Below are 25,714 nucleotides of genomic sequence, written 5' to 3'. Positions count from 1 at the left end.
CAGCTCCTAGTCCGTTGTGCGGTACGGCAGTTATGCAGTTCCGCAGTACCGCAGTTATGCAGTACGGCAGTTGACGCTAGGAGCGGGGGCTTACTTTTCGTAAGAACATACCCAGAGGTAAGCTCCGGACATGAAGGAAGGCGCGCAGCTGACGCAGGCCGAGGCAGGCCCCCGCTATGAGGTGTTTCACACCGACTGCCCCGCGCGCGACGTGGTCGACCACGTGACCAGCAGGTGGGGCATCTGGGTGCTGATCTCCTTGCGGAGCAACGACCTTCGGTTCTACGAGCTGCGCGACAGCATCCAGGGCATCAGCGAGAAGATGCTCACCCAGACCCTGCGCGCGCTGGTCAAGGACGACCTGGTCTGGCGCAAGGTCGAGCCGACGACGCCGCCCCAAGTCACGTACGGACTGACGGAGTTCGGCCGGTACGTCAGCGAGCCCCTCACGGACCTGTTCGACCGGATCACGGAGCGGCTGCCGCAGCGCAGCGCGGGATAGCGCCGCAGCACGTATGCGGCGGCCCCGAGCAGAGCCTTCACCTGTCCAACGGTGCCGCCACCGGTGGGACGAACTGGGCTACGACCCGCCCTTCACCCGTGACTGTCTGCTCCAATCCAGGTCCATGGTCGAGTCCTTCGTACCGACCGTCGGCACGGCGAACGACACAAGCTTCCCCGGACCTGACGACCGCGCGGTGGCTTCCTGCGCACGTCACCGTATGCTCAGCGGGCACCGCACACCAATGACACATCGCCCGCGGCAGAGGCGGCGCGACGCGGCTGCCGGTGCGGATCCCTGGAGAAGACGCATGAGTGATGTGAACACCGGCACCGGCACCAGCACCCACATCGGCACCGGCAAAGTGGTCGTGAACAGGGCGATGTCACTGGACGGGTTCATCGCGGGACCCGACCACGCGATGGACTGGATCTTCGAGTATCTGACTACGGATACGTTCCCGGAAGTCATGGCGGCCACGGGCGCCATGCTCATCGGCCGGGGCACGTACGAGGTCGGCAAGCGCATGGCCGACCAGGACACCGCCTACGACGGCGGGGCGCAGTTCGTCCTCACCCACGAGCCCCCCGTCGAGCCGGACCCTGCCGTCACGTTCCTCACCTGCGACATCGAGGAGGCCGTCGCCACGGCACGCAGCGCCGCGGGCGACAAGAACCTGGAGATCCTCGGCGCCGACGTGGCCGCCCAGTGCCTGCGGCGCGGGCTCGTCGACGAGATCCTGGTGTACGTCGTGCCGGTGCTGCTCGGCGACGGTGTCCGCTTCTCGCCCCCAGGCCTCGGCAGGATCGACCTGGAACCGTTCAGCAACACCCAGTCGGGCGCCGTCACGATGCTCCGCTTCCGCGTGCGCAAGCAGCCGCGGCCTTCCGGGAGTTGACGCCCGCACACCTGCTGGGGAGGGCTCAGGCGAGCGGCCAGTTGCGCAGGGCGGCGTCCGCCATCTCCTGGAGTTCGTCGCGGGCGACACCGCTCGCGGCCTGCACGGCGATACCGAAGGACAAGGTGGTGACGTAGCGGGCCAGGAGTCCCGCGTCGGTCCCAGGAGGCAGATCGCCGTCGTCGACGGCTCGTTGGAACCGCTCCTGGACGCTGCAGCAGCCGTCGGTGCGCCAGGCGGCGAGCAGGTCGCGGACGTCACGTCCGGGGTCGCTGGTGGCCAGGGCGCCCTGGACGCCCAGACATCCGTGGGGGTGGGCCGGGCGGGTGGTGGTGCGAATGGTCCCGGCCAGGATCGCGGTGGCGGCGTCGAGGGCGGTCGGCTCGTCGAGGGCCCGGGTCAGATAGGCGCCCGGGCCTTCGGTGTAACGCTCCAAGGCCTTGCGGAACAGCTCCTCCTTGTTGCCGAAGGCCGCGTACATGCTGGTACTTGAGATGCCCATCGCCTCGGTCAGGGTGGCCAGGCTCGTCCCCTCGTAGCCGTGCTCCCAGAAGGCCAGCATGGCGCGTTCAAGAGCTTCGTCGACGTCGAATCCTCGCGGCCGTCCCATGGGGCCGCTCCGTCCGGTCTTCACCCCCGGAGTCTATCTCTTCCGTATCGATCGATGCAGAAGTGCTACGGTGCGAGTTCCGCATCGATCGATGCGGATGTCCGAGGAGGAACCGACATGGGATTACTTGAGGGCAAGACCGCTCTGGTCACCGGGGGCAGCGCCGGAATCGGCCTGGCCAGTGCCGTACGGCTGGCGGCCGAAGGGGCACACGTGTTCATCACGGGCCGGCGCGAGAGCGAACTCGACGCGGCCGTCGAGGAGATCGGCCCCGCGGCCACCGCGGTGACCGGCGACATTGCGGACCCGGCCGACCTGGACCGGCTCTACGAGACGATCCGCAGCCGGGGACAGGGCCTGGACGTGCTGTTCGCGAACGCGTCCGTCGCCGAGTTCGCGCCGCTCGAAAAGGTCACCGAAGAGCACTTCGACACCCTTTTCAACATCAACGTCCGGGGCACGATGTTCACCGTCCAGAAGGCACTGCCCGTGCTCAACGACGGCGCCTCGGTGATCCTGAACGGCTCCACCAACGTGGACGTCGGCGATGAGGCGTTCGGCGTGTACGCCGCGACCAAGGCGGCCACCCGGTCCTTCGCCCGCACCTGGGCCAACGAGCTCAAGGGGCGCGGCATCCGGGTCAACACCGTCACACCCGGCCCGACCGACACCCCCGGCCTGTCGGGACTCGCCCCCGACCCGGAACAGGCCGCGGGCCTCAGGCAGCATCTGGCGACGCAGGTACCGCTCGGCCGACTCGGACGCCCGGAGGAGATCGCCGCCGCCGTGGCCTTCCTCGCCTCCGACCAAAGCAGCTTCATCACCGGTTCGAGCCTGTACGTCGACGGCGGCCTGAACCAGATCTGAGCTCCTTGCGGCCGCGCATCCGCGGCAGTTGGCGGCGCGCGCCCGCCAGGCCGGTGCCCGACGACCACAGACAGACAGGGAGTGGGCCTATTCCGGGGTCCAGATACCGCTGTTGGGACGTCCGGGATACGCAGCCGTGAGATGGCCGCGGAGCGCGGCCAGGGCCGGGTGGGCGTTGTCGGTGCGCCAGACCAGCTCGCCGGGGTAGACGGGGGTCGGATCCACCAGCGGGATGCGGCGCAGTGCGTGCCCGACGGGCCACACCAGGGGCGTCTCCTCGCCGACGAAGGTGGCCACGGTCGTGGACTCCGCGATGGTGTCGAAGAGCGCCTCGATGCCGAAGTCGGGGCCGATCGCGTCGATGGTGAACCCGAATTCGGCGGCGAGGCGGTCGTAGTAGGCCGTCCACTCGGTGCCGGGGGCGTTGCCCGGCATCCAGATGCGGTGGCCCGCGAGCTGCGCAGGGGTGACCGAGCGGGCCTTGGCGAAGGGGTGGCCGGGTCCGGTGAACAGGTGCAGGGGCTCGTCCAGCACGGGGGCGGACTCGACGCCCTCGGGGAGTGGCTGGTCGAGGAGGGCGACCGCGCGGACCGTCGCGTCGATGGCGCCGGAGCGCACGGCTTCGACGGCCTCGGCACCGCCGTGCAGGGTGACGATGTCGAGCGCGGTGTCGGGGTACGCCCGGTGGAAGGCACGCAGCAGCCCGGCCGTGGCGACCTGCCGGTGCACGACGTCCACCCGCAGCGCCCTGCTGCCGGGGCGTACGGAGGACGCCGCGCGCTCCGCGGCGTCCAGGAGTGCCCGAGCGTGCGGCAGGAACGCCTGCCCGTCGATGGTGAGACGCGCTCCGCTGGGGGCGCGCACGAAAAGCTTCACGCCCAGGGAGTGTTCGAGGGCCGCGACTCGTTTGGATACGGCTTGCTGCGTGACCGAGAGGTCGGTCGCGGCATTCTGGAACTGTCCCGCGTCGGCCACGGCGACGAAGGTGCGTACGGCGTTGAGGTCCACGAGCACCAGCGTACGTGTACAACCAGTCGTTGTTACGCCGAGGTGTGCGGTTGTTTGATCTGCCTTTTCTGCACGGCTTTCATGTCGCCATGCCGAAATCCTTCGCCCATCTGCACAACCACACCGAGTACTCGATGCTCGACGGCGCTCAGAAACTCCAGCCCATGTTCGCCGAGGTCGCCCGCCAGAGGATGCCCGCCATCGCCATGAGCGACCACGGCAACATGTTCGGGGCGTACGAGTTCGCGCAGGTCGCCAAGGCGTACGACGGCATCACCCCGATCATCGGCATCGAGGCGTACGTGGCTCCTTCGTCGCGGTTCTCGCGCAAGCAGGAGTTCTGGGGGCCGGGCGGACGCCGTGCCATGAACGAGGGCGGCGAGGGGTCCAAGGACGTCTCGGGCGGCGGGCGCTTCACGCATATGACGATGTGGGCCCAGGATGCCGGAGGTCTGCGCAACCTCTTCTGGTTGAGTACGCAGGCCAGTTACGAGGGCCAGTTCCCGGCCGGCAAGCCCCGTATGGACCGCGAACTCATCTCGGAGCGGCCCGGCGGAATCATCGCCACCACCGGCTGCCCGTCCGGCGAGATCCAGACCCGGCTGCGCCTGGACCAGTACGAGGAGGCCAGGAGGGCGGCGGCCGCGTACCAGGAGATCTTCGGCCGCGAGAACTACTTCCTGGAGCTGATGGACCACGGCCTGGACATCGAACGCGACGTCCGCGACGGCCTGTTGCGACTCGCACGGGACCTGCGGATCCCGCTCCTGGCCACGAACGACGCCCACTACGTCACCGAGGACCAGGCCGACGCCCACGACAGCCTGCTCTGCATCGGTGTCGGCAAGAACAAGGACGACCCGAACCGCTTCCGTTTCAACGGCTCCGGCTACTACCTCAAGAGCGCAGCCGAGATGCGCGAGCTGTTCTCGGAGCTCCCCGAAGCCTGTGACAACACCCTGCTGATCGCTGAACGCATCGAGTCCTACGACGAGGTCTTCGACTACGTCGACGAGATGCCGCAGTTCCCGGACGTGCCCGAGGGCGAGAGCCAGGAGTCGTGGCTGCGCAAGGAGGCACTCGAAGGTCTGGCGATGCGCTACGGGGACCCGATTCCCCAGCATGTCCTGGACCGCTTCGAGACCGAGATGTCGGTCATCGGCCCCATGGGGTTCAGTTCCTACTTCCTCGTCGTGGCGGACATCTGCCGCCATGCCCGGGACAACAGGATCCCCCTGGGTCCGGGACGGGGTTCGTGCACCGGCTCGATCGTCGCCTACGCCACCCGCATCACCGAGTTGTGCCCTCTGGAGCACGGCCTGCTGTTCGAGCGGTTCCTGAACCCCGAGCGCATCAACCCCCCTGATGTCGACCTCGACTTCGACGACCGCCAGCGCGACCGGATGGTCCAGTACGTCACCGAGAAGTACGGCGGTGAGTACACCGCCATGGTGAATACGTTCGGCAGGATCAAGGCCAAGAACGCGATCAAAGACTCCTCACGCATCCTCGGCTATCCCTACGCCCACGGCGAGCGCATCACCAAGGCACTCCCGCCGGACCAGAACGGCAAGCCCGCCCCGCTGGCCGCCATCTTCGCCCCCTCCCACGAGAGGTACGGCGAAGCAGGCGAGATTCGCCAGATGTACGAGAGCGACCAGGACGTGAAGAGGGTCATCGACACCGCGCGCGGGGTCGAGGGGCTCACCCGGGGCACCGGGGTGCACGCGGCGGCCGTGATCCTTTCCAAGACCAGGCTCACCGACCGGATCCCCCTGCACATGCGGGCCGCGGACGGCGTGAAGATCACCGGCCTCGACTATCCGTCCTGCGAAGCCATGGGCCTGATCAAGATGGACTTCCTGGGGCTGCGCAACCTCGGGGTGATCGACCACGCGATCGAGAACATCCGCGAGAACCGCGGCATCAGCCTGGCCACGGTCGATCCGCTGGACGGCGATGCGTCCACGCAGGTCATCCCCCTGGACGACGCCACGACCTACCGACTCCTGGCCGACGGCAACACCTTCGGCGTCTTCCAACTCGACGGCGGCGGCATGCGGGTGCTCCTCAAGCAGATGGAACCGACCCGCTTCGAGGACATCGCCGCGGTCAACGCCCTCTACCGGCCCGGACCGATGGCGGCGAACGCCCACACCAACTACGCGTTCCGCAAGACCGGCCGCCAGGAGATCACCCCGATCCACCCCGAACTCCGGGACGCCCTCGAACCGATCCTCGGCAACACCTTCCATCTGCTCGTCTACCAGGAGCAGATCATGGCCATCGCCCGGGAACTCGCGGGATACACCCTCGGCGGCGCAGACCTGCTGCGCCGTGCCATGGGAAAGAAGAAGCCGGAGGTCCTGGCCGCGGAGTGGGAGAAGTTCCACGACGGCATGCGTGGCAACGGCTACAGCGAGGAAGCCGTCAAAGCCCTGTGGGACGTCATGCTCCCCTTCTCCGGGTACGCATTCAACAAGTCCCACACCGCAGGCTACGGACTGGTCTCGTACTGGACCGCCTACCTCAAGGCCAACTACCCCGCCGAGTACATGGCGGCCCTGCTCACGTCCGTCGGCGACGACAAGGACAAAGCCGCGGTCTACCTTGCCGACGCCCGCAAGAACCGCGTCCGCGTTCTCCAGCCCGACGTGAACGAATCCGTCGCCGAGTTCACCGCTGTCGGCGACGACGTCAGGTTCGGGCTGCGGTCCGTCCGCAACGTCGGCGACAACGTCATCGATGCCGTCGTCGACGCACGCCGCCGGAAAGGGAAGTTCACCTCCTTCCCCGACTTCCTCGACAAGGTCGCCATGCCCGGGCTGAACAAACGAGCCGTGGACTCACTGATCAAGGCCGGGGCCTTCGACTCCTTGCAGCATTCCCGCAAAGGTCTCGCCGCGGTCCACGAGGACGCGGTCGACGCGATCATCCCCGTGAAGAAGGCGGCAAGCTTCGGGCAGGACGACCTCTTCGCAGGTCTCACCGACACAGCGAGCGACGCACCGGTCTTCGGCCTCGACTTCCCCATCGACGAGGCCGAGTGGCCACGTCGGCAACTCCTGGCGACCGAGCGCGACATGCTCGGTCTCTACGTCTCGGCACACCCGCTTGACGGCGCCGAGCACATCCTCTCCCGCGCGCGGGACTGCTCCATCGCCGAACTGCTCACCTCCGGCCGCACCACCGGCGACGTACAGCTCTCCGGACTGATCACCGGCGTCCAGCTCAAGATGACCAAGCAGGGAAAGCACTGGGCGATCGTGAACCTCGCGGATCGCGACGCCGCCATCGAGGTCCTCTTCTTTCCCGCCGCCTACCAACTCGTCCAGCCCGCACTGGCCGAGGACAACGTGATCTCCGTCAGGGGCAAGATCGAAGACCGAGACGGAACGGTGAACCTGTACGGCCGCGAACTCTCCGTCCTCGACATCTCCTCGGCCGCGAACGGCGGCCTGCCCCCCGTGAAGCTCGCGCTCCCCTCGCACCGCGTCACCGAGCAGACCGTCAAGGAACTCCGGCACATCCTCACCGCCCACCCGGGCGACAGCCCCGTGCACCTCAGCGTCCGCGGCCCGCACAAGACCACCGTCTACGCCCTCCAGGCGGCCGTCGACCCCACCACCATCGCCTCCGAGATCAAAGGCACCTTCGGAGCCGACGCCTGGCAGGGCACGGCGTGAACCCCTGCCTGTCACAACTCGCCGGGCCGCCGGTGTCCTATGGGCGTATCCACGACACGACCGAAGGGACACACCGATCATGCGCGCCATTTCCCAGGACGCCGCCGGACCACCGGACGTCCTCAAGGTCGTCGAGACGCAGCGTCCGGACCCGGGCTGGGGCGAGATCCTGGTCCGGGTGCACGCGGCGGGCGTGAACCCCGCCGACTGGAAGACCCGGGAACTGGGCGTGTTCGCCAACGGTGCGACGCCGCCGTTCACGCTCGGGTTCGACGTCGCCGGGGTGGTCGAGGCGGTCGGTGCAGGGGTGGCGCTCTTCCAGGTCGGCGACGAGGTGTTCGGGATGCCGCGCTTCCCGCATCCGGCGGGCGCCTATGCCGAGTACGTCGCCGCCCCGGCCCGGCACTTCGCCCCGCGCCCCAAGGGCCTCACCCACATCCAGGCCGGTGCCTTGCCGCTGGCCTCGCTGACCGCCTGGCAGGCTCTGGTGGACACCGCGGACGTCCGGCCCGGCCAGCGCGTCCTGATCCACGCGGCTGCCGGAGGCGTCGGCCACCTGGCCGTGCAGATCGCCAAGGCCCGTGGCGCGTACGTCATCGGCACCGCCAGCGCCGCCAAGCACGAGCTGGTGCGCTCGCTGGGCGCCGATGAACTGATCGACTACCGCACACAGGACTTCGCCGAGGCACTCCGCGACGTCGGCGTCGATGTCGTCCTGGACGCAGTCGGTGGCCCCACCCCGGCCCGGTCCCTGCGAACGCTCCGGCCGGGAGGCACGCTGGTCTCACTCCTGCCGCTGGACGACACCTTCCCCGTCGAAGAGGCCCAAACGGCCGGAGTGCGGGCGGTGTTCATGCTCGTCGAACCCGACCACGCCGGATTGCGCGGGATCACTTCCCTGGTCGAGGACGGCAGCCTGCGCGTGATCGCCGACGAGGTCTTCGCCTTCGAAGACGCCGCCCTGGCCCACGCATGGGGTGAGACCGGCCGCACCACCGGCAAGATCGTCCTTGCCCTCCCCACTGCCGCGGGCTGATCACGTCCCACCGGGGGTGCGCGGACGGCAACGCCGCAACTCGGGCGCCGGTCTGCCGGTCACGAGTTCGTCCGCGACGAGTCGCCCGACGGTGGGCGCCAGGGTGACGCCGGGGTGCATGACCGCGACGTACACGGATCGGTCCGGTGTCGCGTATCCGATGAGAGGGCCGTGCGCGGGCATCGGTCGGCTGCTGGTGCGGCAGCCCTGCAAGCGGCACTCGTCGCTGCCGCGGAAGGCCCGCCGCAAGCGCCGGAGTCCGTCGTCCGCGACCTGCTCGACGGGTGCCGGCCGGTCTTCGTCGTACGGCAGGGTCAACAGCAGGTCCCCGTCGCGGACTTCGCGGACCTCGAGGTCAGGGACCGCCACGATGGTCTTGACCAGGCCGGGCGGTGCCGTGACCCAGGCGAGGGTGGCCGGTGAGGCCCCGATGGGCAGGTCGACCGGCAGTGGCGCGCCGAGCTGGGGGATGTCGGTTCCGGCGGTGAGCACGACGGTGGTGGCGGTGTGGAGCCCGGTTGAGGTCACCACTCCCCCGACGTGTGCACCGGACATGTGCAATGAGGCGACGGCGGATTCGTAGAGGACGGTTGCTCCCTGGGCAACGGCACCGGCCACGAGCGCGCGGGTCACTGCCGGTGCGTCGACACCGGTGTCGCTGGGAATGTGGACGGCCTGGTCGGGTGGGTTGCGGAGGTGGGGTTCCAGGGCGGCGATGTCGCTTCGTCCGACGTGGAACCGGCCCGGGCCCAGCCGTGACGCATGCATCGGGTCGCCTCCCCAATGCAGCGAGCCGGTCCGGCGGACGGAGACCTGAGGCAGTTCGGCCTCCAGGCGCCGGTAGTCACCCAGGACGTACTCGCGCAGGTCTTGCGCTCCGCCAGGCCAATCGCGTCCCGCCTCGCCGACCCAGGCGAAGGAGCCTCCCGTTACGCCGGTGGCCGGCGCGGGCCCCTGTTCGAGCAGGGTGACCTCGACTCCCCGACTCGCCAAGTGGTAGGCCACCGAGGCACCGACGATTCCCGCACCCACGACAACAACGGCTGACATGAGGTCCTTTTCGAAGGTCGACGACAGAACAGGCTGTGACTGCGGCGGCCCCAGCTGTGGCTGCAGCCTCCACCGACACAGTCGGGTCGCTGCCGAGAGGGCGCAACGGGTTGTGCGGCAACTCGCCTTGTCCAACTGGCCTCGGGGTGACGACGATCGAGGCACGGAGCGGCAACCGATGAATTCCGCATCGCCGCGTCGTCTGTATGTCACGCACATCCCCTCCCCTCCCCCCGCCCTCGGGAGGGCCCGACAAGACGACAAGGAGCGTGCACACCATGGGTCAGGAGAACGTGAGCGCCACTCTGACCATCGCGGCACCCGCGGAAGGGGTGTTCTCAGTGCTGGCGGATCCGACGACCCACGCGGCGATCGACGGCACCGGCTGGGTGCAGGAACCCGTCGACCGGGCGCCGCTCAGCGCAGTGGGGCAGGTCTTCCGGATGGCCATGTATCACGCCAACCACCCGCACGGCAGCTACCAGGTGGCCAACAAGGTCATCGCCCTCGACCCACCGCACACCATCGGCTGGATGACCGGCGAGGAGAAGGACGACGGCCGCCTGGAGTTCGGCGGCTGGCTCTGGCGCTACGACCTCGCGCCGCACGGCCCGTCCGAGACCGTGGTCACACTCACCTACGACTGGTCGGCGGTTCCGCAGTTCATCCGCGAGTACCTTCAGTTCCCGCCCTTCGGCCCGGAGCATCTCGCCAACTCCCTGCAGCACCTCGCCCAGCTCGCCGCCTCGACGCCCGGTGGCTAGGCCGTCTCTTCAGGATCAACGCCTTGCCCATGATGCGGTTGCCGCCGCGACCGATGAGTCCTGCTCCTGTGCGGAGTCAATCTCGATGATGCAAGCACACAGATGGGAGCAGCACATGGGACAGCTGGCCGTGGTCAACTTCGTCTCGTTGGACGGCGTCATGCAGTCGGTCCTCTCGGCCGACGAAGACCGGGACGGTGGGTTCGATCAGGGCGGCTGGGTGCTGCCCTATGTCGACGAGGCGGTGGAGCGATTCATGAGCGAGGCCACGGCTGGTGCCGGAGCCCTGCTCCTGGGCCGCAGAACGTACGAGATCTTCGCCGCCACGTGGCCGCACGCCGATATGAACGACCCCGCGGTGGCCGCGATGAACGCGGTGCCCAAGTACGTGGCTTCCCACTCGGTCAGGGATCTGCGTTGGGCGAACTCCCTTCTTCTCGGCGCTGATCTGGCGGAAGAGGTCAGCCGTATCAAGGCCGCATCCGAGAGCGAGACGGTGGTGCTGGGCAGCGGAGGGCTGCTCGGAACCCTGATCGAGTACGACCTGGTCGACGAGTTCCGGCTGCTGGTCTTTCCCCTCATCCTGGGTAGCGGGAAGCAGCTCTTCGCTGATGGCAAGAGCCCTCGCCGCCTGACCCTTACCGCCACGCAGCCGACACCGTCCGGCGTATTGATCAACACCTACCGGCGCCGTGCTGAAGGTTGACGTCTCGGATCACCTCGCTGACCAGATGAAGATGGCGGCGAGGTGGAGTCCGGCGAGGTTCACCGTGTCGCGGCACCCGGCAGGTCACTGGTGCCGCGTCAGGCGAGTGCCTTGCGCATCTTGATGGTGGTCGTCTCGTAGCCGAGCGACTCGTAGAGGCCGCGCGCACCCGTGTTGAACCCGAAGACATTGAGACCGAGCGTATGAGCGCCCTGCGTCCGGGCGTATTCCTCACCGAGGACCATGGCCGCACGCCCGAAGCCCCGCCCCCGCTTGTCGGCGTCGATCGTGACATCCCAGACCCACCAGGCGCCGTCGTCGTCGCTCGTGTCCGGTCCGATCCAGAGGTAGCCGACGGCTTCCCCGGCGTCGTCGACCACGTCGAAGACCGCGTGCCCCGGGCGCGGCGCACCGGAGGGAAAACAGCGGGCCATGCTCTCGCTCGCAGCCCGGTGGGCGTCTTCGGGGGTCTGCCCCATGGTGACGAGATCTTTGGCGTACTCGTCTCGACTGCGCTCGAGCCAGGCAGGAAAGAGCTGGACGTCCAAGTGACGGAGAGTTACGGGCATCGGACCAGCCTCCCACGGTGACCTGGTGACACTCCACCGCTTTTGAGGACGGCGGGTTCGTGGCTGTGCGCTCAGGTGCTGTCCCTCCGATTTCTGTCTCTCCGATCACGCTGGTCGTGCCGTGGCTCCGCCACCACGACGGGGCCCTGGAAGCATCGCCTCCAGGGCCCCGGGGAGTCAGCTCCGATCGTGGTCCGGACTCATGATCCTGAACTTGGCCAGGTTGTCCTCGGCGGCCCACTGATGGAAGCCGGCCTTCTCCAGTACGCGGACCGAGGCCGGGTTCGACAGTTCCACGTCGGCGGACACGGTGTGGACATCGGGCGCGGTGAGGGCGAACTCGGCCAGGGCCTGGGTGGCTTCGGGGGCGTAGCCCCGGCCACGGCGTGAAGCCACGATGCCGTATCCGATCTCAAGGACGCCCTCGCTGGGCGGCCAGAACAGGCCGATGGAGCCCACTACCAAGTAGCTGTCGCGTTCGATGATCAGTCGGTGGCCGTAGCTGCCGAGCCAGGCGGGGTACTGGTCGAAGAGGCCCGCGACCACGCGATCGCCTTCGGCGGGAAAGTCCTCCGCCCAGTGCGGGGACCGGTTGCCGTCGAGGACCGCGGTGGCCTCGCTCGTGGTCCAGGACCGCAGGACGAGGCGCTTGGTGATCACGTCGGCGTGGGCGGGTGAAGAAGAGGAAGACATGTGTCTCTCCTGGTCGTTGGAACGACCGGCCCGCGCTCTGTTATCGCACGGGCCGGATGAGGGCATGCTGATGAAGGCCGACGGCAGCCATATTCATCAACCTCCCTCTCCCAAGACCACGCGTCTGTCGCGCTGACGTGACGGTAGTGGCTCCCCCTGAGCCGGGGCAACCCATTTCTGGGCCGCTGACCGGCGGCTTTCCCTGGTCGAGGTCGTATCCCTCCGAGGGACGGCGCCTAGTTGGTCCAGGGCAGCCGGACGGCCTCGATCTCGAGGTCCGTGAGCAGTGCCTCGATGAGTGGGCGGGGGCCGCAGACCTTGGTGCCCCAGAGGTCGTAGTCGGTGCAGACGACCCAGGAGCGGTCTGTGGCCCACAGGTTGGAGGGGGTGTACAGGATGTCCGGGTCGTCGAAGAGGGAGTGGGCGTCGCCCAGGCGGCCGGAGCGGACATGCTTCTTCTCGAAGTCCTGCGTCAGGATCGGGTTGTAGTACGCCAGGCAAGGGGTGTCCGCTCCCTGGGCACTGTGCGCGGCGAGGAAGCGGATCAACTGGTCCCATGTCGGCCGGTCGAGACTGCCCTCGGCGGGCCATTCGATGGAGTCGCGTGGGATGCCTGCCTCTTCCGATGAGGGAAAGCAGCGGAAGCAGGGGTACATGCCCTGCGGCACGACCGGATCACCGATGCGGGCGGCCAGCTCCGACCAGCGCAGCCGCTCCCAGCCCGGGCCGGGGTGCTCGTCGCGGCCCTGGCCGTCGTTGACGGAATCGCCCGCGGCAGGCCCGCGCTCGTACATGCCGCCGAGCACCCAGGCGGCGTCGGGCCGCGCGGGCGCCACGAAGCCGGTGAGGCCGTCGCCCTGGGTGAGGTCGGCGAGCCAGTCGGTCTCGGAGGCGGGCGCGAGGGGCCACAGGGCGAGGATGTCATCGGGCATCCGGCCAGGCTACGGGCCCGGGCCGGGACCGGCGTCGGCGCCCCGGTGAACCTCGCTGGTCACAGCACTGGGCGTCAGGATCCGGGACGGGCCGGCGACCGCGAAGCCGGTGGACGGCGGCTGCTGACCCGGATCAGCAGGACCACCGAGCACACCGCGGCGAACGCGCACCACGTCGAGACGTACTCCTGGCGCCACAGCACGACGGACACCGCGGCCCCGACGGCGATCAGGACTCCGAACAGGACGAGGCCCCGGTCGCCGGACAGGAGCAGGGAGCCGATGGTCGCGATGAGGTAGCCGACGACGATCAGCCCCGCGTGCGGCAGCCCCAGGGAGTATCCGACGGTGTGCCCGCGGATCTCGGCCGTCACCGTGCGGGTCGCCAGCGCATACGCGAGCGCCGCCGCCGTGGCGACCCCCGCCGCCAGCGGGACGAGCAGCCGGCGCCGGGCGCTCGGCGGCGCGGCGCACAGCACGGCCACCGGCACCCACCACGCCAGCAGCGGGAGCGCGATGACGGCCCAGGCGAGGGTGGCGGGCCCGGTCCCTCCGTCGTTGTGCCAGACCGCGGCCTCGATGATCTGGTGGACGCCCAGGAGGAGGGGCAGCGTGGCCAGCGGCAGGTCGCGCGGGTGTCGGGCCGCCAGGGTCACCGCGGCGACCCCCACGGCCGCGATGCCCGCTCCCGCCACGAGGTCGGCCGTCGCACTCCAGCACATGGCAGCAACGCTACGGCCACCCCGGCACGGGAGCGCGCCAGGCACACCTCCGGAACGGCATCCGGCCACCCCGCTGCTGGCCCACACACACCATCGGCATCAGCATCACCAGGTCGTACGCATCGCACGCCCGCTCCCCCAACGGGACGCTCCGCTCTCAAGCCGCCCTTCTCAGCGCCGACCGTCGAGCCCGCACACCGCAAGCTCCTCCGCCGTGATCGTCGAGCCCTGCTGCGCGTCCCGTCCGGGGCCGCGGGCAACGCCCAGGAGTACCTCGGGCCTGGCCAGACGGGTCATGGGTGCGGACAGGGTCATGACCTCGGTCAGGGCCCGCAGGACCGCTTGGTTGCCGGTCGCGGCCCGCATCATCCGCTGGGTGTAGCCGCGCAGCAGGCGGGCCGTCGGCGGTGGGCTCTTGCCGATGGTGGCCGGGTAGTTGAGGTCCTCGCCGGTGGCCAGGTCCCAGGGGCTTCCGGTGGCGCGGGCCACCGACCGCTGGACGTGCCGGGCGAAGCCCGCCGCGTGGGCCCGGCGCTCGCGCAGCGCCCGGTCCAGTGCGACCGCGCCGTGCGCGACCACCGAAAGGCCCTGCCCGTAGACGGGGTTGAAGGTGGCGAACGCGTCGCCGAGCACGATGAACCCGTCCGGTGTGGCGGGGAGCCGCTCGAAGCGGCGGCGCCGGTTGGCGGTGCTGCGGGTCAGGTGGACGTCGGTCAACGGCTCGGCGCACGCGATCAGATCGGCCAGCAGGGGGTCGCGCAGGCTGCGGGCGAAGGGCTCGAACTCCCCGTGGTCCCGGCTGGGTTCGGCCCCGCGGGTGCCCGCGACGGTCACCAGCCAGCCGCCGTTCTCGACCGGCAGCAGGACACCGATCCGGCCGGGACCACCGGAACGCGCGTCGGGCTGGAGGCTCACGAGGGGAAAGTGCTCGGTGCCCGGCGGCGCCCGGAAGAGCCGGGTGGCATAGACCTGCCCGGCGTCCACGGTTTCCTCCCGCACGGCGGGCAGCCCCAGGCGGGTGAGGTGGCGCATGGACTGGGAACCGCGGCCCGAGGCGTCGACGACCAGATCCGCCTCCAGGTCCTCGACCGTGCCCGTGTCCGTGTCTCGTACGCTCACTCCGGCGACCCTGCGCAGGTCACCGAGCAGTTCCACCGCCTCGGTGCCGTCCCGCAGGACCACCTGCGGCAGGGCCAGGACGCGCTCGCGCACCACCGCGTCGAGCAGGTCCCTGGTGCAGGAGATCAGGAAGTGCGGTCCCGGCCTGCGCGGGAACCAGCCCTGGGGGCCCAGCAGGACCATGTCCCCCGTCACCGCAAGGCGTCGCGCGCCCGCGGCCAGCCATGCATCGACCGTGCCCGGCAGCAGCGCCTCGATGGCGCGTACACCGCCGGACATCAGCATGTGCGCGTGCCGGGCCTGCGGCAGTCCCTGGCGTGGCCCGGCCCCTTGCGGCATGCGGTCCCGGTCGACGACCACCACTTCGTCCACCCGGCCCGACAGCACGCTCGCGGTGAGCATCCCGGCCATCCCCGCGCCCAGGACCACCGCACGGCTGCCGCGCCCCGGCACCCCGTCATGTGACGTCATGACCACACCCCTCCCGTCGGCCTAGGCCAACCTGCGGGCTCCATGTGCCGCGGCACAAGCGGTGAACCGGACGGAGCGGCAATAACAGGCGAAGGGAAAAACAAAAGGCAAGGAGAACTCGCTCTCCTCGCCACTTTCAACTTATAGCGCGACGGGGGGCTTGCGGCAAGGCCCCGGTCAGCGCGCAGAATCATCGGCCGAGGCCGCAGCCTGCGGACATTGCGGAAAAGAGGGCAGGACGTGCGTGTGGTGTCGACGTACGGGGGACGCGGTGACGTCGAATCAGCGGTGGGACCGGCCATGCGGTGGCAGGGGCGCACGCCGGTCGACTCACCAGAGGGAAGGCAACCAGGGATGAGGACGTGCTCGACAAGAAGTTCGGCAGGGCCGCAGGCGCCGGTGGGGCGACCGGCCGCCACCGCGGTACGACGGAGCACGGCCGCCCCGGAGGTGTCGCGATGACCGAGCAGTACGTGTGGGATCTTCAGGAGGTCGACGAGACACAGGTCGCGGTCGTCGGCGGCAAGGGCGCGCACCTGGGCGGGCTTTCACGGATCGAGGGCATCCGCGTGCCCGCGGGCTTCTGCGTGACGACGGACGCCTTCCGGCGGGTCCTGGCCGCAGCGCCGTCGCTCGGCGATCAGGTCGATCAGCTGTCGCGCCTCGACCCGGACGACCGGGAGACGATCCGCACGCTCAGCGCGCGGATCCGCGGGACCGTCGAAGCGATCGCCGTCCCGGGCGATCTCGCGGCGGAGGTCACCCGCGCGCTCGCCCGGCACGGCGAGCAGGCCGCTTATGCCGTCCGGTCCAGCGCGACGGCGGAGGACCTGCCGACGGCGTCCTTCGCCGGTCAGCAGGACACGTACCTGAACGTCGTGGGGCCGACGGCGGTCCTCCAGCACATCAGCCGGTGCTGGGCCTCGCTGTTCACCGAGCGGGCCGTGACCTACCGTCAGCGCAACGGCATCGACCACCGAACGGTCCACATGGCCGTGGTCGTGCAGCAGATGGTCTTCCCGCAGGCGTCCGGCATCCTCTTCACGGCCGACCCCGTCACGGGCAACCGGAAGGTCGCCACCGTCGACGCGGGCTTCGGGCTCGGCGAGGCGCTCGTCTCCGGCCTGGTGAACCCGGACGTCTTCACGGTGCGGGACGGCGAGGTCGTCGCCAAGGCGATCGCCGCCAAGGAACGTGCCGTTCAGGCCCTGCCCGTCGGCGGTACGCAGGAGGTGGCGATCGCCCCGGAGCGGCAGGAGCTGCCCGCGTTGACGGATGCGCAGGCCGTGCGTCTCGTACGGCTCGGGCGGCGGATCGAGGCGCACTTCGGCCGCCCGCAGGACATCGAATGGTGCCTGGTCGACGACGAGTTCCGGATCGTCCAGAGCCGCCCCATCACGACGCTGTTCCCCATCCCTAAGGCCGACGACCGGGAGAATCACGTGTACGTCTCCGTCGGCCATCAGCAGATGATGACCGACCCCATGAAGCCCCTCGGGTACTCCATGTGGCAGCTGACGGCCATGGCGCCGATGCACGAGGCAGGCGGGCGGCTGTTCGTCGACGTCACCCGGCGGCTGGCGTCGCCCGCGAGCCGCGCCGGTCTCCTGGACCTGATGGGGAGAGGTGACCCGCTGGTCAGGGACGCGCTGGAGACGGTCATCGACCGCGACGGCTTCGTCCCCTCGCTCCCGGACGCGGGTTCCGGCGGGCCGCCGGCCGGCGGTGCGGCCGCACCGACCGAGGCCGATCCTGCCATCGTGGCCGAGCTGATCGAACGCAGCCAGGTGTCCGTCTCCGCCCTGGAACGCGACATCCGGTCGCAGACCGGACCGGCTCTGTTCGACTTCCTGCTGGAGGCCTTCGAGGAGCACAAGCGGGTCCTCAGCGACCCCTTGAGCATGCGGGCGATCATGGCGGGGATGGAGGCCACGTGGTGGCTCAACGACCAGCTGCAGGAGTGGCTGGGCGAGAAGAACGCCGCCGACACCCTCACGCTGTCCGCCCCCGACAACATCACGTCGGAGATGGGTCTTGCGCTGCTCGACGTCGCGGACGTGATCCGCCCGCGTCCGGAGGTGGTGGCGTTCCTCCAGGACGTCGCGTACGTCGAGGACGACGCCTTCCTGGACCAGCTGGCGAAGCTCCCGGGCGGATCCGACGCGCGCGACGCCGTCGAGGCCTACCTCGACCGGTACGGCATGCGCTGCGTCGGCGAGATCGACATCACGAGGCCGCGGTGGCGCGAGCGCCCGACCACGCTCGTGCCCGTGATCCTCGACAACGTCAGGAACTTCGGTCCTGGCGCGGCCGGACGGCGCTTCGAGGAGGGCCGCCAGACGGCGCAGAAGAAGGAACAGGAGGTGCTGTCCCGCTTGCGGGCCCTGCCGGACGGGGACCAGAAGGCCGACGCGGCCCAGCGGATGATCGACCAGGTCCGCGCCTTCATCGGATACCGGGAGTACCCGAAGTACGGCATCATCAGCCGCTACTTCGTCTACAAGCAGGCCCTGTTGAAGGAGGCCGATCGCCTCGTGCGGGCCGGTGTGCTTGCGGAGCAGGAGGACGTCTTCTACCTCACGTTCCAGGAATTCCACGACGTCGTGCGCTCGGACGAGGTGGACGACCGGCTCATCCAGCGGCGCAAGGAAGCGTTCCGGTCCTACCAGGCGCTCACACCGCCCCGGGTACTCACCTCGGACGGTGAGGCGGTCACCGGGGCGTACCGGCGCGACGACGTGCCGGCCGGTGCCCTGGTCGGCCTGCCGGTCTCCACGGGGACCGTCGAGGGCCGGGCCCGCGTCGTCCTCGACATGGCGGACGCCGATCTCGAAGCGGGCGACATCCTGGTCACGGCCTTCACGGACCCCAGCTGGTCACCGCTGTTCGTCGGCATCGCGGGCCTGGTGACGGAAGTCGGCGGCCTCATGACCCATGGCGCCGTGATCGCCCGGGAGTACGGCCTGCCGACCGTCGTGGGCGTGGAGCAGGCCACCCGGCTGATCCGGGACGGACAGCGGATCCGCGTGCACGGAACCGACGGGTACGTCGAGATCCTGCCCTGACCGGCCACAGCGGTCCGAGGGCTGGTCGTGATCGGCCGTGCTGCGGGTGGTCCAGCGCGGGTCGACGCGGCCCAGCCATGCGTCCTGGTCGTCGGCCAGTGGTCGTGTCAGGGGCAGTTGAAGGAAACGGCAGGCGAAGGTGAGGCCGACGTCCGCCCCCGAGCCGTGGACGTGGTGCTCCCACGCGTCGGGGGTGTCTGCCGGTACGCGGAGGTGGAAGAAGCTGGTCCGTCGAGGCTGTCCCGTGTCGGGGTGCGGCTTGTCCTCCGCAGCGACGTGCCGGACCAGCTCCGCGGTCACCAGACCGGTCTCCTCGGCGACCTCTCGTAGAACCGCTCCTTCCAGCCCTTCGCCCGACTCGACTCCCCCGGCGGGGACTTGGGTACCGGCTCCCGGCATGCCGACGTGGTCGAACACCAGCAGCTCGGGGACGGCGCCGTGCCGGATCACGTAGGCGGCGACGCGGATTCTGGGTCGGGTCATCCGGGCATTGTCCGGCCTCGGGGCTCAGGGCACCAAGAGGGTGGATCCTCGGTGAGAATCCGACTGGACCTCGGTCAGTCGATGCCTTCGACGATGCGGAAGTCGCGCTCGACGCCGTCGGAGAGGGCGGCCAGCGCCTCCTGGTAGGCCGCGCTCTCGTACGTCGCGACGGCCTGCTCGAAGCTGTCGAACTCGACCAGGACGGTGCGCTCGGCGATTCCGGCGTCACGCGCCACGACCCGACCGCCAAGGACGAAGGTCCGACCGCCCCCGGGTTCGACGGCCAGGCGGGCCAGCTCGTTGTACGCAGCCAGCTTCTCAGGGTCTGAAATGGTGCGGTAGGCGCTGACCCAGTAGCCCTTGGGCATGGAACCTCCAGTGTTCGGGATGAGTGCAACTGACTTACGGGTTGGTTTCGGACGAGCGTCGGCGGGCGAGAGCGAGTTCGATGCGTGGCATCTCGGCACCTCCCGCTTCGATTTCCGAATCACTATGATGCTTCGAGAACCGAAGCGCAAGGAGTGAGCATGGAAGCCAGAGCGCCCCGTCCCGGTGTGCCGGTGCGGGGGTCCGAATCGGGCCGTCCAGTGATGGCCGCACTCGACCTGCTCGGACGGCGATGGACGATGCGGATCCTGTGGGAACTGAGTCAAGCTCCGGTCGGCTTCCGTGAATTGCAGCGCCGATGCGAGCGCATGTCCTCCAGCGTGCTCAGCACCCGGATCGAGGAGCTGTCCGACGCCCGCCTGCTCGCCCTGGACGGCGACGGCTACCGCCTCACCCAGCTCGGCCAGGATCTTGTCGAGTCCCTGAGCCCGCTGGCTGCCTGGAGTCGACGCTGGGCCGAGGAAATGGGGCCCGCGACGGCAGCAGGGCCGGAATGATCGAGCCTTAGGCTGACGGCTCATGAATGCAGCGATCATCACCGTCGGTCTGGCGTTCGCCGGGTATCTCGTGACCTATCTGAACAATCTCCGGCTGACGCAGCGGCAGGAGCAACTGGCGCGGGTGAACCGGCAGTTGAGCGAGTTCTACGGTCCCCTCCTCGCGCTGACCGAGATCAACAGCCGGGTGTATCACGCCTTCTCCGAGCGGCATCCCCGCCCGGACGGCAGATCGCCCCTCCAGCATGGTCCGGAGGAGATGCCGCTGACCGAGGAGGAACTGGCGGAGTGGCGGCTGTGGATCACCAAGGTGTTCCTGCCCAACCACCGTGCCATGCGGGACATCCTGGTCAACAAGGCAGACCTGCTGTCGGAGTCGCAGATGCCGCCGATCCTGCTGGAGGTGTACGCGCACGCCTCCTGGCACGAGATCGTCGTGACCAGGTGGGAACAGGGCGACCTCACCCTCGAACAGCCCCCGCAGCCCTTCCCCATGACGGAGATACGGCGGTACGTCCGCGAGGGATTCGACGGGCTCAAGCAGGAGCAGGCGGCCCTGCTGGGACACCGGCGGCGCCGCGGCTGACCGGACGGGCTTCCCGCGGCCGAAGCCGCGGGGCCCCGAACGGCGGGACAGGTTCAGAGGGTGACCACGATCTTTCCCCGCGTGTGTCCGCGCTCGGCGTCCGCGTGTGCTTCCGCGATCTGTTCGAGCGGGTAGGTCCGCTCGACGCGTGGTGTGTAGCGGCCTTGGCGGCCGAGTTCGCCCGCTTCGGCGAGGAGTGCGGAGTCGTTCTCCGCGTTGGCCAGATGTACGCCCAGGCGCTGCGCGTTGGCGTGGTCGGCGATCGTCGCCACGCGAGCAGGGTCGCCCACGATCGCGATGAGGTCGGCGAGGGACCCCGAGGCCGCGGTGTCGAGCGCGATGCCGACACCGTCCGGAGCCAGGGCGGCGACGCGCTCCGCGAGGCCGGGGCCGTAGGTGGTGGGAACGGCTCCGAGGGAGGTGAGGAAGGCGTGGTTGCGCTCGCTTGCCGTCCCGATCACGGTGGCGCCCCGAGCCTCCGCGATCTCGACCGCGGCACTGCCCACGCCTCCGGCGGCGCCTTCGATGAGCAGGGTGCGCCCCCGCAGCGGACCGAGCGCCTCCAGCCCGCCCAGCGCGGTCACGGATGCCAGACCGGCACCGGCGGCCTCCTCGTCGGTCCACGTGGCGGGCGCGTGGGCCCAGGCCGAGAGCACGGCCAGCTCCGCCGTCGCGCCGGTGACGCCGCCGAGGCCGAAGACACGGTCGCCGATGCTCACTCCCTGCACGCCCGCACCGGTCTCGTCGACCACGCCGACGGCGTCACGTCCAGGAATCGCGGGCAGGTCCACGGGGAGCACCTCACGCACCGCCCCTGAACGCACCTTCCAGTCAACGGGGTTGACGCCCGCCGCCGCGACGCGGATGCGGATCTCGCCGGGCCCGGGGTGCGGGTCCGGCGCCTGCTCGACCACGAGGGTCTCCACACCGCCGTACTCGTGAAATCTGACTGCGCGCATGACGTTCTGCCTTCGTGGGATCAGTGGGGTGCATGGTCGGCGAGTGCCGACGCCCACTACGCTAAAAGCTGACGTCGGCGTCAGGTGCAAGTCGGGCGGGCCGCCCGGACGGAGGAGGACTCGTGCGCATCGGTGAGGTCGCGGACAAGGCGGGAGTCAGCGTCCGTGCGCTGCGCTACTACGAGGAACAGGATCTGCTCCCGGCGCGCCGCAGCCCCGGCGGCCAGCGGCACTACCCCGACACGGCCGTCCGCCGGGTCCAGCTCATCCAACAGCTGTACGCCGCGGGCCTCCCGAGCCGAGTGGTCCGCCAGGTGCTGCCGTGCGTGGACTCGGGTGAACCGCATCCGGCGCTCCTGGACCAGCTGGAAGCCGAGCGTGCCCGCATCGACCAGCGGATCACCGACCTGCACGCTGTGCGCGACCGTCTCGACGACGTGATCGCCGTGACCCGGGATCCCGATGCCGACTGCTCTCACATGCGGTGACGACGGCTTCCTGCTCGGGTCTTCGCGATGTTTCGTGTCTTCTTCGTGCGGGCCGACTCGCCGAGCAGGTCGAGTACCGCAGGTGACGTCGACTCCTCGGCGAGGACGCGCTGCATCCAGTCCGTGGCCTTCGCCAACTCGGCGGATGTCGGCACGTGGCCGTCCTTGACGGACAGGTAGAACAGCCAGTCGTGGATGCGGCGGCGGATGAACGCGCGGTTCCCTTCCGCCTCGAGCCGGTCGGTCTCCGGCAGCAGTCCGGCCGACCACTGCTGGAACTCGACAGGACCGGTCGCCTTCATCGCGATCCTGTCCACGAGGTCGACCACCGCCGTCTTGGACACGATCTCGATGGGGTCCCGCAGGATCGTGGCCACGATCGCGCGGTCCCGGTCGCGGCTCTGCGAGGCAGCGGTCACCGAGACGACGCGTTGGTACGCGGACGACCGCACGTGCTCGTCCGCGACGGCATCGTCGACGTCCACGTCGAGAATGCCCGCCCCCGCGAGCAACTCGGCCGTATCGGAACGCAATGTCATCGCTTCGTCTCTTCTCGCGGGGTCGGACTCCACATCGCGGACATCTTCCCCTGGTCCGCGGACTCAGGCGAGGGCGGCGACCAGCAGGGTGAAGGCGGCGATGATGACGGCGACGCGGGCGTAGTGCCAGCGGTCCCAGCGCCGCAGCTGCTCCTTCCAGTCGGCCGGCCGGTTGTCGGCGGCCCACGTCTTGACCCGGTTGTTGATCGGGACGAGCACCAGAACCGACATGAGCACGCTGACGATCAGCAGCGCACCGGCGGTGACGATGAGGCCGGTGCCCTGTTCGTCCCGTCCCGCGACGGCCCAGACGGCGACGAGGACGAGCGAGGTGATGTACCAGAACGGCATCACGGCGCCACCCACCCGGGCCCCGTGGGTGCGGCCGCGCAGGGCGTTGTCGCCGGGGAGTGCGTTGAGGATCGGGTTGATGAAGAAGGGGACGGAGAACTCCACCCCCACCATCACGCCGACGACCACGGTGGTCACGACCTCGAGTGCGTTGAGCATGATGCCCCCTCCTGGAATCTAGCGTCGCTAGCTGATAAAGCAACGCTAGCGCTACTGCCGCTCGCTTGTCTAGCAGTGCTAGGATCGGATCATGTCGGTTCAGGAACGCAAGCAGCGCGAACGGGCCAGCCGCGAGCGCCTCATCGTGGCGACGGCCCGCGAACTCGCCGAGCAGCAGGGCTGGGACGCGGTCACCACCCGCCGGCTCGCCGAGCGCATCGAGTACAGCCAGCCCGTCCTCTACAGCCACTTCCGCGGCAAGCGCGAGATCATCGGCGCCGTCGCCCTCGAAGGGTCCACCGAGTTGGCCGCGGCGGTGCGGGCCGCGACCGGTGCGGCGAAAGGACCGCGCGCCCGCGTCACCGCCCTCGCCCACGCCTATCTGGACTTCGCCGCGCGCAACCCCGCGGTCTACGACGCCATCTTCCAGCTCGACGGCGGCCTGGCGTTCGCGCACGAGGACACCCCGGGGCAGCTCAAGGACGCCTTCGCCGCCCTCCTTGAGAGCCTCGGCGAGGTCGCCGGGGACGGCGTCGTCCCTGAACTGTTCACCGAGGTGTTCTGGGCGTCCCTGCACGGCCTCGCCACCCTCACCCGGGCGGGACGGCTGCCCCCGGAGGACGCCGAGCACAGGGTGGAGCTACTGGTGGACCGGCTCGCCGTTGTCTGACACACCGTCACCTAGTCCGCGGCAGGGATGGGTTTCGGTGCCCGCGCCGCGTGGTGCGCGATGAAGGCCAGCAGCAGGGCCGCGGTGCCCGGCGGGTCTTCGAGAAGGGGCGAGTGGCCCGCCTCGGGCAGGAAGTCGATCTGTACGCCGGGAACGACGCGGTAGTCGTTGGCGGATGACGGGCGCCAACGGCGGTCCTGCGCGCCGAAGATCACCTGAAGCGGCTTGCCGAGGGGCTTGAGCCGGTCCGGCAGAGCTTGCTGGTGCAGGTATGCGCGGGATGCCTGCATGGCCGCACTGAGGGCACGGAACGACATGCCGCGCAGTTCGTCGACCAGTTCCTGGGGCACTTGGTAGCCCTCGCGGAAGCCGGTGCTCGCGAACTGGCGGAGCTGCTCGTCGGTCGGCGGCCATTGCGTGGGGTCGATCGCGGGCTCCGGTGCGATGTAGGCGTCCATGCCGGGACCGGAGTTGATGAGTACGAGAGCGGTCACCAGATCGGGGCGTTGCCCGGCGAGGGCGGTGGCGGTGTAGCCGCCGCTGGAGTGGCCGACGGCGACGGCGTGGTCGATGCCGATCCGGTCCATCGCCGTGGCGACCGCGCGGGCCTGTGCGGAGGTGTCGTAGACCTGGTCGGTCGGTTCGGACGAACTGCCGTGTCCGGGCAGGTCGATCCGGATGACGTGGCGGGAGTCGGTCAGCAGCGGCGTCAGCGGGGCCCATGTCCGGGACGAGGAGGCACTGCCGTGGATGAGCAGAAGGGCGGGGGCGTCGCGAGGGCCGTCCTGGCACACGTGCAGGACGCCGTTGTCCAGCGACAGCATCGATTCCTGGGTGGTGTCGGCATCGCCGTTCGCCTGCGGTTGCTCGTCGGAAGGAGTCATGCGCCTACGATCGCCGCCGGTTCGCGCCCGCGGATTGGACGAATGTTTCGCTTCGAGGGCTGCGTAGCATGGGGCCATGCGCTCCACCCCGTATCAGCGGGACGAATCCGCCGCGTGGGATGTCGCCCGCCCGCCGAGGCACATCCAGCGGCCCGGCGCCGACATGACTGGTGTCGACATGGCCGGGTTCCGCGTCACCGGCCCAAGGGCGGGTGACCTGCGGGTGGTTCCGCACCCGGCCGTGATGCTGGTCCTGGAGTTCGGGACGAGCCGGTCCGTCGTGGACGACGGTGCCGGTCGGCGGCACCGCGGAAGTGTCGTCGCGGGGCCCGGGTTCGGTTTCGGCGGCACGGTCCGGGCGTCGGCGGACCAGGTCGAGTGCGTGCAGGTGCGCCTGTCGCCGCTGATCGCGCGGGCGGTCCTGGGCGTCTCTCCCGCCGAACTGACCGGCTCCGCCGTGCCCCTTGACGATCTGTGGGGCCGGGAGGCGGCGCGGATGTGCGAGCGGCTCGGTGAAGTCCCTTCGTGGCAGGGGCGTTTCGCACTGGCCGGCGCGCTGCTCGCGGGCCGACGTCAGGCGCGGTCGCCGGTGGATCCCGAAGTGGCCTGGGCGTGGGACCAGATCATGGCGAGCCGTGGCCGGGCCCGGATCGACCGGCTGGCGCTCGAACTCGGCTGGAGCCGCAAGCGCCTGTGGTCCCGGTTCCGCGCGCAGACCGGCATGCCGCCCAAACAGGCAGCGAAGCTGATCCGTTTCGACCATGCGGTGCATCGTCTGGTCGCGGGCGACGGCGTGGCACAAGTCGCCGCGGACGGCGGCTACTTCGACCAGTCCCATCTGCACCGGGACGTCCTGGCGTTCACCGGGGCGACGCCCTCGGCCGTGGTCAGCGAGCCCTTTCTGACCGTGGACGTCCGGGCGTGGCCGACGGAGGGCGGCGCTCCGCCGGAGCGATTCCCGGAGCGATTCCCGGAGCGATTCCCGGAGCGATTCCCGGAGCGATTCCCGGAGC

Annotated in this window: 26 protein-coding genes and 1 pseudogene; 13 read left to right on the top strand and 14 right to left on the bottom strand. The window is 69.6% G+C overall.

Annotation, left to right across the window (positions count from 1 at the left end):
* Nucleotides 1-130 precede the first annotated feature (130 nt).
* On the top strand, nucleotides 131-502 hold the full coding sequence (locus tag ACFWZ2_RS12960) for a winged helix-turn-helix transcriptional regulator (RefSeq protein ID WP_384545122.1): 372 nt from the start codon (nucleotides 131-133) through the stop codon (nucleotides 500-502).
* A 310-nt stretch (nucleotides 503-812) separates the two neighbouring features.
* Nucleotides 813-1,400, top strand: a complete 588-nt coding sequence (locus ACFWZ2_RS12955) for a dihydrofolate reductase family protein (protein ID WP_384545121.1) — start codon at nucleotides 813-815, stop codon at nucleotides 1,398-1,400.
* A 25-nt stretch (nucleotides 1,401-1,425) separates the two neighbouring features.
* Here ACFWZ2_RS12955 and ACFWZ2_RS12950 read toward each other — a convergent pair whose 3' ends face one another.
* The gene (locus ACFWZ2_RS12950) at nucleotides 1,426-2,010 is read right to left on the bottom strand and encodes a TetR/AcrR family transcriptional regulator (protein ID WP_384545120.1); all 585 of its coding nucleotides are present in this window, start codon (nucleotides 2,008-2,010) and stop codon (nucleotides 1,426-1,428) included.
* A gap of 117 nt (nucleotides 2,011-2,127) precedes the next feature.
* On the opposite strand from ACFWZ2_RS12950, the gene ACFWZ2_RS12945 reads away from it, so the two are divergent.
* Nucleotides 2,128-2,877, top strand: a complete 750-nt coding sequence (locus ACFWZ2_RS12945) for an SDR family oxidoreductase (RefSeq protein ID WP_384545119.1) — start codon at nucleotides 2,128-2,130, stop codon at nucleotides 2,875-2,877.
* Between the two features lie 87 nt (nucleotides 2,878-2,964).
* Here the strand turns inward: ACFWZ2_RS12945 and ACFWZ2_RS12940 are convergent, their stop codons facing one another.
* Nucleotides 2,965-3,885 carry a LysR family transcriptional regulator gene (locus ACFWZ2_RS12940; RefSeq protein ID WP_384545118.1) on the bottom strand — a complete coding sequence of 307 codons (921 nt, stop codon included), beginning with the start codon at nucleotides 3,883-3,885 and terminating at the stop codon, nucleotides 2,965-2,967.
* An 89-nt stretch (nucleotides 3,886-3,974) separates the two neighbouring features.
* On the opposite strand from ACFWZ2_RS12940, the gene dnaE reads away from it, so the two are divergent.
* Nucleotides 3,975-7,571: a DNA polymerase III subunit alpha gene (dnaE, locus tag ACFWZ2_RS12935; RefSeq protein ID WP_384545117.1), complete on the top strand. Its 3,597-nt coding sequence runs from the start codon at nucleotides 3,975-3,977 to the stop codon at nucleotides 7,569-7,571.
* Nucleotides 7,572-7,650: 79 nt separating this feature from the next.
* Entirely contained in the window at nucleotides 7,651-8,607 is a 957-nt protein-coding gene (locus ACFWZ2_RS12930; protein ID WP_384545116.1) for an NADP-dependent oxidoreductase, read from the top strand.
* Here the strand turns inward: ACFWZ2_RS12930 and ACFWZ2_RS12925 are convergent, their stop codons facing one another.
* Nucleotides 8,608-9,657 carry an NAD(P)/FAD-dependent oxidoreductase gene (locus tag ACFWZ2_RS12925; protein ID WP_384545115.1) on the bottom strand — a complete coding sequence of 350 codons (1,050 nt, stop codon included), beginning with the start codon at nucleotides 9,655-9,657 and terminating at the stop codon, nucleotides 8,608-8,610.
* A gap of 278 nt (nucleotides 9,658-9,935) precedes the next feature.
* On the opposite strand from ACFWZ2_RS12925, the gene ACFWZ2_RS12920 reads away from it, so the two are divergent.
* Together ACFWZ2_RS12920 and ACFWZ2_RS12915 are read left to right on the top strand one after the other, a co-directional pair.
* The gene (locus ACFWZ2_RS12920; RefSeq protein WP_384545114.1) at nucleotides 9,936-10,421 is read left to right on the top strand and encodes an SRPBCC family protein; all 486 of its coding nucleotides are present in this window, start codon (nucleotides 9,936-9,938) and stop codon (nucleotides 10,419-10,421) included.
* Between the two features lie 115 nt (nucleotides 10,422-10,536).
* The gene (locus ACFWZ2_RS12915) at nucleotides 10,537-11,127 is read left to right on the top strand and encodes a dihydrofolate reductase family protein (protein ID WP_384545113.1); all 591 of its coding nucleotides are present in this window, start codon (nucleotides 10,537-10,539) and stop codon (nucleotides 11,125-11,127) included.
* A gap of 98 nt (nucleotides 11,128-11,225) precedes the next feature.
* Here ACFWZ2_RS12915 and ACFWZ2_RS12910 read toward each other — a convergent pair whose 3' ends face one another.
* The 5 genes from ACFWZ2_RS12910 to ACFWZ2_RS12890 all read right to left on the bottom strand — a co-directional run bounded on the left by ACFWZ2_RS12910 (nucleotide 11,226) and on the right by ACFWZ2_RS12890 (nucleotide 15,633).
* Nucleotides 11,226-11,696, bottom strand: coding sequence for a GNAT family N-acetyltransferase (locus tag ACFWZ2_RS12910; protein WP_384545112.1), 471 nt, complete (start codon nucleotides 11,694-11,696; stop codon nucleotides 11,226-11,228).
* Between the two features lie 177 nt (nucleotides 11,697-11,873).
* Entirely contained in the window at nucleotides 11,874-12,389 is a 516-nt protein-coding gene (locus tag ACFWZ2_RS12905; RefSeq protein WP_384545111.1) for a GNAT family N-acetyltransferase, read from the bottom strand.
* A 236-nt stretch (nucleotides 12,390-12,625) separates the two neighbouring features.
* Entirely contained in the window at nucleotides 12,626-13,321 is a 696-nt protein-coding gene (locus tag ACFWZ2_RS12900; RefSeq protein WP_384545110.1) for a hypothetical protein, read from the bottom strand.
* Between the two features lie 74 nt (nucleotides 13,322-13,395).
* Nucleotides 13,396-14,043 (bottom strand): DUF6629 family protein, encoded by a 648-nt coding sequence (locus tag ACFWZ2_RS12895; protein WP_384545109.1) that lies wholly within the window; start codon nucleotides 14,041-14,043, stop codon nucleotides 13,396-13,398.
* A gap of 171 nt (nucleotides 14,044-14,214) precedes the next feature.
* On the bottom strand, nucleotides 14,215-15,633 hold the full coding sequence (locus tag ACFWZ2_RS12890) for an FAD-dependent monooxygenase (protein ID WP_384545108.1): 1,419 nt from the start codon (nucleotides 15,631-15,633) through the stop codon (nucleotides 14,215-14,217).
* Nucleotides 15,634-16,091: 458 nt separating this feature from the next.
* Between ACFWZ2_RS12890 and rph the strand changes: the two genes are divergently transcribed.
* The gene (gene rph, locus ACFWZ2_RS12885; protein ID WP_384545246.1) at nucleotides 16,092-18,698 is read left to right on the top strand and encodes a rifamycin-inactivating phosphotransferase; all 2,607 of its coding nucleotides are present in this window, start codon (nucleotides 16,092-16,094) and stop codon (nucleotides 18,696-18,698) included.
* A 45-nt stretch (nucleotides 18,699-18,743) separates the two neighbouring features.
* On the opposite strand, the pseudogene ACFWZ2_RS12880 reads toward rph, so the two are convergent.
* Nucleotides 18,744-19,181: pseudogene (locus ACFWZ2_RS12880) on the bottom strand (NUDIX domain-containing protein); the annotation flags it as partial.
* Nucleotides 19,182-19,255: 74 nt separating this feature from the next.
* The gene (locus tag ACFWZ2_RS12875; protein WP_384545107.1) at nucleotides 19,256-19,549 is read right to left on the bottom strand and encodes a DUF1330 domain-containing protein; all 294 of its coding nucleotides are present in this window, start codon (nucleotides 19,547-19,549) and stop codon (nucleotides 19,256-19,258) included.
* A 159-nt stretch (nucleotides 19,550-19,708) separates the two neighbouring features.
* Here ACFWZ2_RS12875 and ACFWZ2_RS12870 point away from each other — a divergent pair, with 159 nt between their 5' ends.
* Nucleotides 19,709-20,065 (top strand): winged helix-turn-helix transcriptional regulator, encoded by a 357-nt coding sequence (locus ACFWZ2_RS12870; RefSeq protein ID WP_384545106.1) that lies wholly within the window; start codon nucleotides 19,709-19,711, stop codon nucleotides 20,063-20,065.
* A 22-nt stretch (nucleotides 20,066-20,087) separates the two neighbouring features.
* Nucleotides 20,088-20,651 carry a hypothetical protein gene (locus tag ACFWZ2_RS12865; RefSeq protein WP_384545105.1) on the top strand — a complete coding sequence of 188 codons (564 nt, stop codon included), beginning with the start codon at nucleotides 20,088-20,090 and terminating at the stop codon, nucleotides 20,649-20,651.
* A gap of 53 nt (nucleotides 20,652-20,704) precedes the next feature.
* On the opposite strand, the gene ACFWZ2_RS12860 is transcribed toward ACFWZ2_RS12865, so the two are convergent.
* Nucleotides 20,705-21,610: an NADP-dependent oxidoreductase gene (locus ACFWZ2_RS12860; RefSeq protein ID WP_384545104.1), complete on the bottom strand. Its 906-nt coding sequence runs from the start codon at nucleotides 21,608-21,610 to the stop codon at nucleotides 20,705-20,707.
* 122 nt (nucleotides 21,611-21,732) lie between these two features.
* Here ACFWZ2_RS12860 and ACFWZ2_RS12855 point away from each other — a divergent pair, with 122 nt between their 5' ends.
* Complete coding sequence (locus tag ACFWZ2_RS12855) at nucleotides 21,733-22,098, top strand: MerR family transcriptional regulator (protein WP_384545103.1); 366 nt, start codon at nucleotides 21,733-21,735, stop codon at nucleotides 22,096-22,098.
* On the opposite strand, the gene ACFWZ2_RS12850 is transcribed toward ACFWZ2_RS12855, so the two are convergent.
* Both ACFWZ2_RS12850 and ACFWZ2_RS12845 read right to left on the bottom strand, forming a co-directional pair.
* A complete protein-coding gene (locus ACFWZ2_RS12850) occupies nucleotides 22,086-22,637 on the bottom strand; it encodes a hypothetical protein (RefSeq protein WP_384545102.1) in 552 nt (183 codons plus the stop codon). The genes ACFWZ2_RS12855 and ACFWZ2_RS12850 overlap by 13 nt on opposite strands.
* A 63-nt stretch (nucleotides 22,638-22,700) precedes the next feature.
* On the bottom strand, nucleotides 22,701-23,147 hold the full coding sequence (locus tag ACFWZ2_RS12845; protein ID WP_384545101.1) for an anthrone oxygenase family protein: 447 nt from the start codon (nucleotides 23,145-23,147) through the stop codon (nucleotides 22,701-22,703).
* A gap of 91 nt (nucleotides 23,148-23,238) precedes the next feature.
* Here ACFWZ2_RS12845 and ACFWZ2_RS12840 point away from each other — a divergent pair, with 91 nt between their 5' ends.
* Nucleotides 23,239-23,817: a TetR/AcrR family transcriptional regulator gene (locus tag ACFWZ2_RS12840; protein ID WP_384545100.1), complete on the top strand. Its 579-nt coding sequence runs from the start codon at nucleotides 23,239-23,241 to the stop codon at nucleotides 23,815-23,817.
* An 11-nt stretch (nucleotides 23,818-23,828) separates the two neighbouring features.
* On the opposite strand, the gene ACFWZ2_RS12835 is transcribed toward ACFWZ2_RS12840, so the two are convergent.
* Entirely contained in the window at nucleotides 23,829-24,701 is an 873-nt protein-coding gene (locus ACFWZ2_RS12835) for an alpha/beta fold hydrolase (protein WP_384545099.1), read from the bottom strand.
* A gap of 76 nt (nucleotides 24,702-24,777) precedes the next feature.
* On the opposite strand from ACFWZ2_RS12835, the gene ACFWZ2_RS12830 reads away from it, so the two are divergent.
* On the top strand, nucleotides 24,778-25,714 hold a 937-nt coding region (locus ACFWZ2_RS12830; protein ID WP_384545098.1), incomplete at its 3' end, for a helix-turn-helix domain-containing protein.

The organism is Streptomyces sp. NPDC059002 (assembly GCF_042740435.1).
Taxonomy (GTDB): domain Bacteria; phylum Actinomycetota; class Actinomycetes; order Streptomycetales; family Streptomycetaceae; genus Streptomyces.
This window is presented reverse-complemented; position numbering and strand designations above follow the sequence as displayed.

Coding starts and splice junctions, on each gene's coding strand:
- ACFWZ2_RS12960 (WP_384545122.1), top strand. CDS start 131: ATGAAGGAAGGCGCGCAGCTGACGCAGGCCGAGGCAGGCCCCCGCTAT.
- ACFWZ2_RS12955 (WP_384545121.1), top strand. CDS start 813: ATGAGTGATGTGAACACCGGCACCGGCACCAGCACCCACATCGGCACC.
- ACFWZ2_RS12950 (WP_384545120.1), bottom strand. CDS start 2,010: ATGGGACGGCCGCGAGGATTCGACGTCGACGAAGCTCTTGAACGCGCC.
- ACFWZ2_RS12945 (WP_384545119.1), top strand. CDS start 2,128: ATGGGATTACTTGAGGGCAAGACCGCTCTGGTCACCGGGGGCAGCGCC.
- dnaE (WP_384545117.1), top strand. CDS start 3,975: ATGCCGAAATCCTTCGCCCATCTGCACAACCACACCGAGTACTCGATG.
- ACFWZ2_RS12930 (WP_384545116.1), top strand. CDS start 7,651: ATGCGCGCCATTTCCCAGGACGCCGCCGGACCACCGGACGTCCTCAAG.
- ACFWZ2_RS12925 (WP_384545115.1), bottom strand. CDS start 9,657: ATGTCAGCCGTTGTTGTCGTGGGTGCGGGAATCGTCGGTGCCTCGGTG.
- ACFWZ2_RS12920 (WP_384545114.1), top strand. CDS start 9,936: ATGGGTCAGGAGAACGTGAGCGCCACTCTGACCATCGCGGCACCCGCG.
- ACFWZ2_RS12915 (WP_384545113.1), top strand. CDS start 10,537: ATGGGACAGCTGGCCGTGGTCAACTTCGTCTCGTTGGACGGCGTCATG.
- ACFWZ2_RS12910 (WP_384545112.1), bottom strand. CDS start 11,696: ATGCCCGTAACTCTCCGTCACTTGGACGTCCAGCTCTTTCCTGCCTGG.
- ACFWZ2_RS12905 (WP_384545111.1), bottom strand. CDS start 12,389: ATGTCTTCCTCTTCTTCACCCGCCCACGCCGACGTGATCACCAAGCGC.
- ACFWZ2_RS12900 (WP_384545110.1), bottom strand. CDS start 13,321: ATGCCCGATGACATCCTCGCCCTGTGGCCCCTCGCGCCCGCCTCCGAG.
- ACFWZ2_RS12895 (WP_384545109.1), bottom strand. CDS start 14,043: ATGTGCTGGAGTGCGACGGCCGACCTCGTGGCGGGAGCGGGCATCGCG.
- ACFWZ2_RS12890 (WP_384545108.1), bottom strand. CDS start 15,633: ATGACGTCACATGACGGGGTGCCGGGGCGCGGCAGCCGTGCGGTGGTC.
- rph (WP_384545246.1), top strand. CDS start 16,092: ATGACCGAGCAGTACGTGTGGGATCTTCAGGAGGTCGACGAGACACAG.
- ACFWZ2_RS12875 (WP_384545107.1), bottom strand. CDS start 19,549: ATGCCCAAGGGCTACTGGGTCAGCGCCTACCGCACCATTTCAGACCCT.
- ACFWZ2_RS12870 (WP_384545106.1), top strand. CDS start 19,709: ATGGAAGCCAGAGCGCCCCGTCCCGGTGTGCCGGTGCGGGGGTCCGAA.
- ACFWZ2_RS12865 (WP_384545105.1), top strand. CDS start 20,088: ATGAATGCAGCGATCATCACCGTCGGTCTGGCGTTCGCCGGGTATCTC.
- ACFWZ2_RS12860 (WP_384545104.1), bottom strand. CDS start 21,610: ATGCGCGCAGTCAGATTTCACGAGTACGGCGGTGTGGAGACCCTCGTG.
- ACFWZ2_RS12850 (WP_384545102.1), bottom strand. CDS start 22,637: ATGACATTGCGTTCCGATACGGCCGAGTTGCTCGCGGGGGCGGGCATT.
- ACFWZ2_RS12845 (WP_384545101.1), bottom strand. CDS start 23,147: ATGCTCAACGCACTCGAGGTCGTGACCACCGTGGTCGTCGGCGTGATG.
- ACFWZ2_RS12840 (WP_384545100.1), top strand. CDS start 23,239: ATGTCGGTTCAGGAACGCAAGCAGCGCGAACGGGCCAGCCGCGAGCGC.
- ACFWZ2_RS12835 (WP_384545099.1), bottom strand. CDS start 24,701: ATGACTCCTTCCGACGAGCAACCGCAGGCGAACGGCGATGCCGACACC.